This window comes from Zwartia vadi, assembly GCF_030410375.1.
Lineage (GTDB): Bacteria > Pseudomonadota > Gammaproteobacteria > Burkholderiales > Burkholderiaceae_B > Zwartia > Zwartia vadi.
The window spans coordinates 56,076-67,756 of the sequence record NZ_JAUHHE010000015.1 but is presented as its reverse complement, the minus strand read 5'-3'; the positions used below and the strand labels follow the sequence as shown (position 1 = coordinate 67,756).

Annotated in this window: 10 protein-coding genes, 1 tRNA gene, 1 pseudogene and 2 riboswitches; of the genes and pseudogenes, 8 read left to right on the top strand and 4 right to left on the bottom strand. The window is 54.1% G+C overall.

Annotated elements, in window-relative coordinates:
- Positions 1-33: 33 nt before the first annotated feature.
- A pseudogene (gene trmB / locus QWY27_RS13000) lies at positions 34-693 on the bottom strand (tRNA (guanosine(46)-N7)-methyltransferase TrmB); the annotation flags it as partial.
- 14 nt (positions 694-707) lie between these two features.
- Complete coding sequence (gene thiS / locus QWY27_RS12995) at positions 708-908, bottom strand: sulfur carrier protein ThiS (protein WP_290198803.1); 201 nt, start codon at positions 906-908, stop codon at positions 708-710.
- A gap of 43 nt (positions 909-951) precedes the next feature.
- Between thiS and QWY27_RS12990 the strand changes: the two genes are divergently transcribed.
- Together QWY27_RS12990 and QWY27_RS12985 are read left to right on the top strand one after the other, a co-directional pair.
- Positions 952-1,025 (top strand) — tRNA-Gly (locus QWY27_RS12990).
- 30 nt (positions 1,026-1,055) lie between these two features.
- Positions 1,056-1,820 carry a sulfurtransferase gene (locus QWY27_RS12985; protein WP_290198802.1) on the top strand — a complete coding sequence of 255 codons (765 nt, stop codon included), beginning with the start codon at positions 1,056-1,058 and terminating at the stop codon, positions 1,818-1,820.
- Here the strand turns inward: QWY27_RS12985 and metG are convergent.
- Together metG and QWY27_RS12975 are read right to left on the bottom strand one after the other, a co-directional pair.
- Positions 1,788-3,938, bottom strand: a complete 2,151-nt coding sequence (gene metG / locus QWY27_RS12980; RefSeq protein WP_290198801.1) for a methionine--tRNA ligase — start codon at positions 3,936-3,938, stop codon at positions 1,788-1,790. The genes QWY27_RS12985 and metG overlap by 33 nt on opposite strands.
- A 124-nt stretch (positions 3,939-4,062) precedes the next feature.
- A complete protein-coding gene (locus tag QWY27_RS12975) occupies positions 4,063-4,323 on the bottom strand; it encodes a hypothetical protein (protein ID WP_290198800.1) in 261 nt (86 codons plus the stop codon).
- A 47-nt stretch (positions 4,324-4,370) separates the two neighbouring features.
- Between QWY27_RS12975 and apbC the strand changes: the two genes are divergently transcribed.
- The 6 genes from apbC to gcvH all read left to right on the top strand — a co-directional run bounded on the left by apbC (position 4,371) and on the right by gcvH (position 11,677).
- Positions 4,371-5,456, top strand: coding sequence for an iron-sulfur cluster carrier protein ApbC (gene apbC, locus QWY27_RS12970; RefSeq protein WP_290198799.1), 1,086 nt, complete (start codon positions 4,371-4,373; stop codon positions 5,454-5,456).
- Between the two features lie 91 nt (positions 5,457-5,547).
- Positions 5,548-6,114, top strand: coding sequence for a dCTP deaminase (gene dcd, locus QWY27_RS12965; RefSeq protein ID WP_290198798.1), 567 nt, complete (start codon positions 5,548-5,550; stop codon positions 6,112-6,114).
- Positions 6,115-6,217: 103 nt separating this feature from the next.
- On the top strand, positions 6,218-8,485 hold the full coding sequence (locus tag QWY27_RS12960) for an arginine/lysine/ornithine decarboxylase (RefSeq protein ID WP_290198797.1): 2,268 nt from the start codon (positions 6,218-6,220) through the stop codon (positions 8,483-8,485).
- A gap of 39 nt (positions 8,486-8,524) precedes the next feature.
- Positions 8,525-9,721 (top strand): BaiN/RdsA family NAD(P)/FAD-dependent oxidoreductase, encoded by a 1,197-nt coding sequence (locus QWY27_RS12955; protein WP_290198796.1) that lies wholly within the window; start codon positions 8,525-8,527, stop codon positions 9,719-9,721.
- 90 nt (positions 9,722-9,811) lie between these two features.
- A riboswitch (glycine riboswitch) is annotated at positions 9,812-9,919 on the top strand.
- Positions 9,920-9,943: 24 nt separating this feature from the next.
- Positions 9,944-10,051: riboswitch (glycine riboswitch) on the top strand.
- 83 nt (positions 10,052-10,134) lie between these two features.
- Positions 10,135-11,235 carry a glycine cleavage system aminomethyltransferase GcvT gene (gene gcvT, locus QWY27_RS12950; RefSeq protein ID WP_290198795.1) on the top strand — a complete coding sequence of 367 codons (1,101 nt, stop codon included), beginning with the start codon at positions 10,135-10,137 and terminating at the stop codon, positions 11,233-11,235.
- 61 nt (positions 11,236-11,296) lie between these two features.
- Entirely contained in the window at positions 11,297-11,677 is a 381-nt protein-coding gene (gene gcvH / locus QWY27_RS12945; RefSeq protein WP_290198794.1) for a glycine cleavage system protein GcvH, read from the top strand.
- Positions 11,678-11,681 lie beyond the last annotated feature (4 nt).

Here is an 11,681-nt window from a genome sequence, read left to right as displayed (position 1 = left end):
TTCCCCCATGCCTGAGCGCTGAATCATCGGGAGTTAAATTTTCTTTTTGAAAATCACGTCCCACACGCCGTGACCGAGTCTTAAGCCGCGATTTTCAAACTTCGTCAAAGGACGGTAGTCCGGTCTGGGCGCGAATCCCTCACAGGTGTTTTCAAGCGCGTGCTCGCCTGCGAGCACATCAAGCATCTGATGCGCATAATGCTCCCAGTCTGTGGCGCAGTGGATGTAGGCGCCAGGCGCCATCCTGCTCGCCAGCAGCTCGACCAGAGGCGGTTGAATCAAACGACGTTTGTGATGACGTTTTTTTGGCCAGGGGTCCGGAAAATAAATATGCACACCAGCGAGTGCGTCGGGCGGGATCATGTCGCGAAGCACTTCGACCGCATCGTGCTGAATCAAACGCACGTTTGTCAGCCCCGAAGCCTCGATGCGCTTGAGCATGGCACCCACGCCTGCATTAAAGACTTCCACCCCCAGAAAATTATCCTGTGGTCTGGCTAGTGCGATTTGCTCGGTTGTTTCACCCATCCCGAAACCGATTTCGAGGATCGTGGGTGCCGCGCGGCCAAAGGCTTGCGTGAGATCCAGTCTGCCGGGTTGATAAGGGATCGACCACTTGCCGAGAAACGCGTCGAGCGCTTCCTGCTGGCCTTTGGTCATATGGCTGCGTCGATTGACGAAGCTACGGATATGAAGAGGATGCATGTTTAACCGCCTCCTACGGCAACAACGATTTCCAGGCGGTCACCGGCTTCGAGGATGACCCCCGCGTAGGTGCTTTTCGGCACGATTTCGCCATTGCGTTCGACTGCGATACGCTTGCCCGTGTAACCAAGCTCATCAATGAGTGTAGAGACGGAGATGGGGCCGGACAGGATCTTGGGTTGGCCATTGAGTACGATATTCATGCCGATATTGTAGTGGGTATAATCCCAAGTGTTGCACCAGAATGCGGGTGTAGTTCAATGGTAGAACGGCGGCTTCCCAAGCCTCAAGCGTGGGTTCGATTCCCATCACCCGCTCCAGGTTCGAGTCCTGCTCACCACCACTAGATCATGTCCCTTATTCTCAATATTGCCGCCTACAAGTTCGTTTCTCTCGACAATCTTGAGCAACGCAGGCATGCCTTGCTTGCTCAAACCGAAACATGCGCACTCAAGGGAACCATCCTGCTGACCCCTGAGGGTATCAATATGTTCTTGGCGGGCACACAGGACAAGATTGAGCAATTTTTAACGTGGCTGCGTCAAGATTCCGCTTTTATGGACCTTGAGGTCAAGTACAGCGAATCTCCTGACGTGCCGTTCAAACGGATGCTGGTCAAAATCAAGCGCGAGATTATCCGTATGAATCATCCGACGATTCGTCCCGAAGCGGGGCGCGCGCCAGCGGTTGATGCGCAGACAGCCGCGCGCTGGATCACTGAAGGCCATGATGACACCGGCCGGCCGGTGGTTTTGCTTGATACGCGCAATGATTTTGAAGTCGAAGCTGGCACGTTCGAAGGCGCGATTAATTGGCATCTGTCCAAGTTCACTGAGTTTCCACAAGCCGTACTTGATCACAAAGACGAACTGGCAGGCAAAACAGTCATCAGCTTTTGCACGGGCGGCATCCGCTGTGAAAAAGCTGCGATTTATATGCGCGAAGTCGGCATCGATCACGTCTATCAACTCGATGGCGGCATTCTCAAGTATTTTGAGGAAACCGGCGGGATTGGTTATCGAGGCAATTGTTTCGTTTTCGATGAGCGCCGGACGCTCGATCCGACACTCAAACCGCAACCTTTAGCGGATGCGCATCCCGGGCTGCGCACCTGACTCTGGGTCAAGTACGTAAATGCCTGGCTGAGCTTTCGGGTCAAAATGGCTGGCCGACAGAACCATTCCCTCTGAGACGCCAAATTTCATTTTCCTGGGCGCAAGGTTGGCGACAACAACGGTCAAACGACCCTTGAGCTGCTCGGGCTGGTAGGCTGACTGAATACCCGAAAAGATATTGCGGTGGCGGCCTTCACCCAAATCAAGAGTGAGCTGCAGTAATTTAGTCGAGCCTTCTACACGCGCGCAATCAACGATACGCGCCACACGCATATCGACCTTCATGAAGTCATCGATGGTGATGGTGGCTGCGATGGGCTCACCACCAGGGATTTGGGCGTTTGAAGTGTTAGCGGCTACATCTACCTCGGCGGCTGACTTCGTTTTTCCTTTGTCAGCAGTCTCTGCCGGGAGCTCAAACAAGGCGTCCAGCATGGCGGGTTCGACGCGTTGCATAAGATGTTTAAACGGCTGGATGTGGTTTGGGATATCCCCCGCGTCGGACCAGATAAAGCCGCGTGATAAACCAAAAAGCTCTTTTGCCACACGCTGAGCGAGAACGGGCAAGATCGGTGCGAGCATGACGGTTAATGCTTTAAAGCCTGCCAGCGCAGTCGAGCAAATATGCTGAAGTTCGGCGCGTTGCTCGGAGGGGGCATCGGCAAGCCCTTTAGCGATGAGCCAGGGTTGCGCGGCATCAAACGCTTGGTTGATCTGATCGGCATGCGCCATGACTTCGCGGATCGCACGACCATATTCACGTGACTCGAGGTCGTGACGGACAGCTTCGGCAGCGCTTGACCAGTGCGCAGACAGTGCCTGGATTGAGTTGACCGCGTCAGGCTGCACCGGGTAGGCCAAATGGCCCTCAAAATACTTGCTGATAAAGTTGGCTGCCCGGCTGGCGATGTTGATGTATTTACCCACGAGGTCGCTGTTGACGCGGGCGACGAAATCATCAGGATTGAAGTCGATGTCTTCAACACGGGCGTTAAGTTTGGCTGCGATGTAGTAGCGCATCCACTCTGCGTTCATCCCGAGTTGCAGGTAGCGCAGTGGTGAAATACCGGTGCCGCGGCTTTTGGACATTTTTTCACCACTGACCGTGATGAAGCCATGAACATTGAGTTGATCGGGGGTTTTACGACCTGCGAATTTGAGCATGGCTGGCCAGAACAATGCGTGGAAATACACAATGTCTTTGCCGATGAAATGTATTTGCTCGGTCGCATTTCCAGGCGCGAGCAGCGCGTCGAAATCGATGCCGAGCTTGGCGCAGTATGCTTTGAGTGAGGCGAGGTAACCGACTGGCGCATCGAGCCAGACATAAAAATATTTGCCCGGCGCATCGGGTATTTCAATGCCAAAATATGGCGCATCGCGCGAGATGTCCCAGTCACCCAGATTGACTTGATCATCGCCTTGCCCATGTCCAAGCCATTCGCGCGTTTTAGCGAGTACTTCAGTCTGTAAACGTTTATGACCCTGGGTATTGGAGCCTGTGGTCCAGTCTTGCAGAAACTGTACGCACCGCGGATCAGAAAGCTTAAAAAAGAAATGTTCCGAGGTTTTGAGGATCGGTCGCGCCTGGGTCAGAGTCGAGTAGGGGTCGATCAGGTCGGTGGGCGTGTAAACGGCGCCACAGGCCTCGCACGAGTCGCCGTACTGATCTTTGGCGTGACATTTTGGGCACTCGCCCTTGATGTAGCGGTCTGGCAGAAACATGCCTTTGACGGGATCAAAAAACTGTTCGATCTCGCGTGTTTCGATCAGTCCGGCTTCGCGCAACTTGCGATAAATACCTTGAGACAACTCGACATTCTCGGGCGAGTCAGTCGAGTGCCAGTGATCAAATTCAATATGAAAGCCTTGCAGATACTGGGGGCGCTCAGCGGCGATCCGCGCGACCAGTTGCTGGGGTGTGATGCCCTCTGCCTCGGCCTTAAGCATGATGGGTGCGCCGTGCGTGTCATCCGCACCGACAAAATGTACCGTGTGTCCCGCCATGCGCATCGAGCGCACCCAGATATCCGCCTGGATGTATTCCATGATGTGGCCGATATGGAATGAGCCATTGGCATAGGGGAGGGCTGTTGTGACAAAAATGGTTCGGGACATGAGTGATAGAGGCGTAGGTGGACATTAAGATCAAGTTGATCATTTTAAAGCAGTGCGCGTGTGTATATTGCCAAGCCCCATTGAAGCGTGCGCCAAGCGAGCTGTCAGCAAGGCTTTGATTTCTTTAGCGAATGTCGCGGGACTCCACGTCTGTGACATCTTTTGAATTCAAAGAACCCTGCGCTGACATGGGCTTGCGGCGGGTTTTGCGCGCCATCCAGTATTCTTTGACTTCGAAAGGCTTTCCGCGCAGACGCGAGATCACGAGCAAAAAGATTATCGCGATAATGGTGGAAAATGTCAGGATGAGCGCCATCACCAGTCCGACGAAGGCCACGATAATGACCACGGCAAAGCGGATAATGCGGCGAAGAAGTTCGATCATAGTGACACCGTGTTTCGAATAATGGTAAAGATAGCAAAGGAATTTCAATGAGTGTAGCGCTAGTAGACGTGCGGGCAGTGCTTGAGCAGGTCCGTGACCCTGTTACAGGTGTAGCACTTAGCCGTTGGGTGAAGGACACGCAGATTCAGATCAAGGATGGCGGGGTCAGCATTCAGGTGGTCCTGGGTTATCCAGCGTCCAGCCGACTTGATTCCTTGCGTCAGTCTCTCGTCGAGTCGCTCGCCGCTGCAGGGATCTCGCGTGCCGAGGTCTTTGTATCGTCAAAGATCGTTGCGCATGCTGTGCAGCCCGGCGTGGCATTGGTGCCTGGCGTGCGCAATATTATTGCGGTGGCCTCCGGCAAAGGGGGCGTCGGCAAGAGCACGACGGCGGTCAACCTGGCGCTGGCGCTCCAAGCGCAAGGGGCCCGAGTCGGCCTGCTTGATGCTGACATCTATGGCCCGAGTGTACCCACTCTTCTGGGTGTTTCTCAAAAGCCGGACAGTACCGATGGCAAGACGATGAGCCCCGTGATAGGCCATGGCATTCAGGCCAACTCGATCGGTTTCATGATTAGCGAAGACAATCCTGCGATTTGGCGCGGTCCGATGGTCACGCAGGCGTTGGAGCAGCTGCTGCGATCCACGAATTGGGATGATCTGGACTATTTAATTGTCGATATGCCGCCTGGAACCGGCGACATTGCATTGACACTTTCACAAAAAGTGCCTGTTGTCGGGGCTGTGATCGTGACGACGCCTCAGGATTTGGCGTTGCTCGATGCCCGCAAGGGTCTGCGAATGTTCGAAAAAGTCAACGTTCCGGTATTGGGCGTGATTGAAAACATGGCGATTCATATTTGTAGCCAGTGTGGTCACGCCGAGCACATCTTTGGTGAGGGCGGCGGACAACGCATGGCGGCCCAATACAAGGTCTCTTGGTTGGGGGCGCTTCCCCTCTCCATGGCGATTCGCGTCGGTGCCGACGCCGGTCGGCCTACTGTGGTCTCCGAGCCCAATAGCGAGGCGGCCAGACTATACGGAGAAATCGCCGCCAATATCGCCGCCAAGGTTGCTGCGTTGCCAAGGGATCTAAGCGATAAATTTGGTGTCATTTCGGTCAAACGGACCTGAATTCAGACATCTACCCGCCTGTCTGCCCAGATGGGGCCAGACAGGGGGTAAAATTCGCCCTCTCGACTTTTAATTTTGAGGCGCTTGGGCAATGAGCATCAAAAGCGACAACTGGATCCGCCGCATGGCACAATCCGATGGGATGATCGAACCCTTCGAGCCTGGGCAGGTACGTTCGAACGAATCCGGGCGAATTGTGAGCTACGGCACGAGCAGCTACGGCTACGATGTGCGCTGCGCCAACGAGTTCAAGATTTTTACCAACATCAACTCGACGATTGTCGACCCCAAAAATTTCGATGAAAAATCCTTCGTCGATTTCAAGGGCGATATTTGTATCATTCCCCCCAACTCTTTTGCGCTGGCCCGTACGGTGGAGTATTTCCGGATTCCACGCAGCGTGCTGACGGTCTGTTTAGGCAAAAGTACCTATGCGCGCTGCGGCATCATCGTCAACGTGACGCCCTTGGAGCCCGAATGGGAAGGCCACGTGACCCTCGAGTTCTCCAACACCACACCACTGCCCGCAAAAATTTACGCAGGCGAGGGATGTGCGCAAATGCTATTTTTTGAAAGCGACGAGATTTGCTCGACCTCTTACAAAGATCGCGGTGGCAAGTACCAGGGTCAGCGTGGCGTGACCTTGCCGCGCACTTGATACGATCCAACTGCGCGTTTGAGTTTTATGATTTAAGTCATGCAATGCGTCGGGCGATACGCTCGACTTCATCTATTCACCTATTCTTTGCGGAGTCCTCCGGATGAAATTTCGCTTCCCTATCTTTATCATCGACGAGGATTACCGTTCCGAGAACGCGTCCGGCCTTGGTGTGCGTGCCTTAGCGACCGCGATTGAGGCCGAAGGTATGGAGGTGATCGGTGTCACTAGTTATGGAGACCTGAGTTCCTTTGCTCAACAGCAAAGTCGCGCAAGCGCCTTTATTCTGTCGATAGATGACGAGGAGTTCGATGTCGACTCGCCAGAAGATGTGGCCGGCGCGATTAAAAACCTGCGTGTCTTTATCGGTGAGTTGCGTTTCCGTAACGCGGACATACCTATTTATCTGTATGGCGAAACGCGAACAGCCGAACATATTCCCAACGATATCTTGCGTGAGTTGCATGGTTTTATTCACATGTTTGAGGACACGCCTGAGTTTGTGGCGCGCCACATTATTCGGGAGGCACGCAGCTATGTGGATAGCCTGGCACCGCCATTTTTCCGCGAGCTCGTCAACTATGCCCAGGATGGTTCCTACTCTTGGCACTGCCCGGGACATTCGGGCGGAGTCGCCTTTTTAAAGAGTCCGGTTGGGCAGATGTTTCACCAGTTCTTTGGTGAAAATATGTTGCGCGCGGACGTCTGTAACGCGGTCGATGAGCTCGGTCAGTTGCTCGACCACACGGGACCCATCGCAGAGTCAGAGTTGAACGCCGCGCGAATCTTTAATGCGGACCACTGTTATTTTGTCACTAACGGCACATCGACGTCGAACAAGGTTGTCTGGCACGCCAACGTGGCTGCTGATGACATCGTGGTGGTGGATCGCAATTGTCACAAGTCTATTCTGCACGCGATTACGATGACAGGTGCGATTCCTGTATTTTTACGTCCGACTCGCAATCACATGGGCATCATCGGTCCGATTCCGCTTGAGGAATTCGAGCCTGAAAGCATCCAGAAAAAAATTGATGCGAATCCGTTCGCACGCAAAGTTAAAAATAAGAATCCACGAATTTTGACCTTGACGCAAAGCACCTATGACGGTGTCATTTACAACGTTGAAATGATCAAGGAAAAGCTCGGTAATCTTGTGGATACGCTTCACTTTGACGAGGCGTGGTTGCCTCATGCCGCGTTTCACACGTTTTATCAAAATATGCACGCGATCGGCGCAGGTCGCCCGCGTAGTCCCAAGTCAATGGTTTTTGCCACGCATTCGACGCATAAATTGTTGGCGGGGATTTCGCAGGCCTCCCAGATCATTGTGCAGGAATCTGAGAGCCGCAAGCTTGATCGCAATATTTTCAATGAAGCTTATTTGATGCATATGTCCACTTCCCCTCAGTACGCGATTATCGCGTCCTGTGATGTGGCAGCCGCCATGATGGAAGCTCCGGGTGGTACAGCCTTGGTCGAGGAAAGTATTCGCGAAGCCCTTGATTTCCGTCGAGCGATGCGCAAGGTTGATCTCGAGTATGGCGATGACGACTGGTGGTTCACCGTTTGGGGGCCTGACTATCTGGCCGCGCATGGTGTGGGCGAGCAGTCGGACTGGATCCTCAAGGCGAACGATCATTGGCATGGTTTCGGCGATCTCGCCGAGGGGTTCAACATGCTGGACCCGATTAAGGCCACTATTGTGACACCGGGACTGGACATGTCAGGCAGTTTCGGTGAGACCGGTGTGCCAGCGGCGCTTGTTTCGAAGTATCTGACCGAGCATGGTGTGGTGGTTGAAAAGACAGGCCTGTATTCTTTTTTCATCATGTTCACGATCGGCATTACTAAAGGCCGTTGGAACACGCTGTTAACTGCCTTGCAGCAGTTTAAAGACGACTATGATCGCAATCAGCCGATGTGGCGCATCTTGCCCGACTTCTGCAAAACAAATCGTCGCTACGAACGCATGGGCTTGCGTGATTTGTGTCAGCAAATCCATGCGGAATACCGCAAACATGATGTCGCGCGCCTCACGACTGAAATGTATTTGAGTGATATGGTACCGGCACTCAAGCCGTCGGATGCGTTTGCGAAAATGGCGCACCGTGAGGTCGAGCGCGTGTCGATTGATCAGCTTGAAGGGCGCGTGACCGGGGTCTTGTTGACACCCTACCCTCCTGGCATACCCTTGCTGATTCCCGGTGAGCGATTCAACAAAACGATCGTGCAGTATCTGGAGTTCGCTCGCGAGTTCAACGAAAAGTTTCCGTCTTTTGAAACGTATATTCACGGTCTGGGTGAAGAGGTACTGCCCAATGGTGAAAAGCGTTACTACGTTGACTGCCTGATTGAAGCGCAATGCTAATTCAGGTTCTTTCTATGGCGGGCTGCCCCGGAGGGGTGCATGCTGCAGTTTGATGTGGCGGTGATTGGTGCGGGTGCTGCAGGCATGATGTGTGCTGCAGTGGCCGCTCAACGGGGGCGCTCTGTCGTTCTAATCGATCACGCCAAAGTTCTGGCTGAGAAAATCCGGATTTCCGGAGGTGGTCGCTGCAACTTCACCAACAAGCAAGTCGGGCCTGAGAACTTCATCTCTGCGAATCCCCACTTCTGCAAGTCTGCCTTAGCAGGTTATTCCCCGCAGGATTTCATAGAATTGATGCGTCGCCACGGCATTGCCTGGCATGAAAAACATAAAGGACAGCTTTTTTGCGACAAAAGCAGTGAAGACATCATCGAGATGCTTCGTGTCGAGTGCGAGCAAGGTGGTGTCCAATGGCGCATGCCCTGCGAAGTCAAAGAGATTTTACGCACAGAGCGTCCCGGCGCAACGGGATTTTCTGTTCACACTTCGGTTGGCACGATCGAAGCGAGTCGATTAGTGGTGGCGACTGGTGGTCTGGCGATTCCGCAGCTTGGTGCGACCGATTTTGGCTTAAAAATCGCCAGGCAGTTTGGATTAAAAGTTATAGAACCGCGTCCGGCGCTGGTGCCCCTAACTTTTGATGTAGAAGCCTGGGCTCCTTTTGGTGCGCTCGCGGGTGTAGCCTTGCAAGCCCTGGTGCGCGCGGGCCCTGGGCGGCGTGCCCAGGAGTTCCTGGAAGACGTTTTATTTACCCACCGGGGGCTTTCGGGTCCCGGCATTTTACAAATATCGAGCTACTGGCAGCCCGGCGAGGCGATTGAGCTGAACTTGGCGCCGGGGCAGGATTTATCCCAAAAGCTTGTCCAAGCTAAAGTGGGAGGCAAGCAGCAGCTTGGAACCTTGCTCAGCTCTCTTTGGCCTAAGCGCCTCGCTGAGCAGTGGTTGGGTGAGCAGGCAACACTTCGCTTGGCGGATGCCCCGGATCGCGTTCTAAAGGACCTGGCTCAGCGTATTCATGGCTGGTCGCTGATACCGACTGGCACAGCAGGCTATAAAAAGGCCGAAGTCATGCGGGGAGGAGTCGATACCCGTGGGCTGGATCAGCGCAGCATGGAAGCGCGAAGTGTTCCAGGACTGCACTTCATTGGCGAAACGGTTGATGTGACGGGCTGGTTGGGCGGCTATAACTTTCAGTGGGCTTGGGCCTCAGCCGTAGCCTGCGCGCGTAGCATGTAGCAAACCCTTTAAACCTGCTTTTTGAAAGGGGCACAAGTGAACTGGGCTTGTGGTGGGCTTGATTTTCGCGTTATGCTTCTACTGCTGTGAACGCATATTGCGGGAGAGCGCAGTCGACCCCCTTGAAGGGATCTCGGCTTGCCGCCGAAGGCGCAATTCGCCCAGAATCGCTCAGGCCCCCCATACCGCAAGATGAATTGAAAGTTCTTGAAACAACTTTCAGCACAACACTCTGGAGAGACCCGGGACCGTCAGGTCATCACGGGCGCCGAAGGTGCACACCCGCATGTTCGCGGGGCAACTCTCAGGCAAAAGGACAGAGGGGCGGATCGCCAGTCAAATCTCATGCGCGCAGCGCATGCGATTCGGGTGCCGCACCTCACTAGTTTATTGTCCCTTTGTCGGAGTTTTCCATGTCTGCTGAACTCAAGCGCACCCCTCTTGCCGACGTCCATGTTGCCGCTGGCGCACGTATGGTCGATTTTGGTGGTTGGGACATGCCTGTCAATTATGGCTCCCAGATTGAGGAACACCATGCTGTTCGCCGGGATGCAGGCATGTTCGATGTTTCTCATATGCTCAACGTCGATGTTCAGGGCGAGGATGCAGCCAAATTTTTACGCAGACTTATTGCCAATGACGTGTCCAAGCTGACGCAATCTGGCAAAGCGCTTTACTCCTGTATGTTGAATCCTCAGGGTGGCGTGATAGACGATCTGATTGTTTATTTTTTTACACCCACACAGTGGCGCCTGGTTGTGAATGCCGGGACTGCCGACAAAGACATCTCCTGGATGCAGCGTGTAGCTGTGGCCGGTCACTATCAGGTGACGGTCACCCCAAGACGTGATCTGGCGATGATTGCGGTGCAAGGACCCCATGCGCGCGCCAAGGTCTGGGCGGCACGACCCGCTTGGCTCGAGGCGACTGAGAATCTTGGCGTGTTTTCTGGCGCCCAGTTCCCCGGCGATACGATGGTGGCCCGCACAGGCTATACGGGCGAAGACGGCTTTGAAATCGTGGTGCCTGCGACAGAGGTTGGAAAGCTTTGGGCGGATTTGGTATCCCAGGGTGTGGCGCCCTGTGGGTTGGGTGCCCGTGACACCCTGCGTCTGGAAGCGGGGATGAATCTGTACGGTCAGGACATGGATGAGCTCATCCATCCCAATCAGGCTGGCTTGACCTGGACGGTCTCTCTCAAGGACCCGGAGCGTCATTTTATTGGACGCAAAGCTATCGAGCAGTTCGCGGATCCGCGAACCTTTATTGGTCTCAAGTTACTTGATCGTGGTGTGATGCGCGCGCACATGGCCGTGCGCACCGCGAAAGGCATGGGCGAGGTCACCAGCGGCACGATGTCCCCGACGATGGGGGTGTCAATTGGATTTGGTCGACTTCCACATGGAGTGGCTGCAGGTGATCAAGTCGAAATCGAGATTCGTGGCAAATGGGTGCCGGCCGTAGTGTGCAAGTTGCCTTTTGTGCGTAACGGACAAGTGGTCACACACGCGTAATTTTTTTATTTAAACCGTATTCAATTCAACCAAACTGATTGAAAAATTTCTGGAGACTTTCATGAGCATCCCTAGCGATCGTAAATACGCAAAAACACACGAATGGATCAAGGCCGAAGGCGATGTGATGATCGTCGGTATTACTGGCCCCGCACAAGAACAGCTCGGCGATCTGGTGTTTGTCGGCGACGTGAAAGTCGGCTCCAAACTCGCTGCAGGCGCAACCGCCGGAGTCGTAGAGTCTGTCAAGGCGGCATCTGATATTTATGCGCCTGTCGCCGGCGAGATCGTTGGTTTTAATGAGGCGCTCAATGACGCGCCCGAAACCATCAATGCCAGCCCCTACGGCACTTGGATCTTCAAGATCAAGGCAAACAATCCCGCCGATATTGATGGTTTGCTCGATGCAGCAGGCTATCAGGCTGTCGCTGACGCAAGTTAAGGCA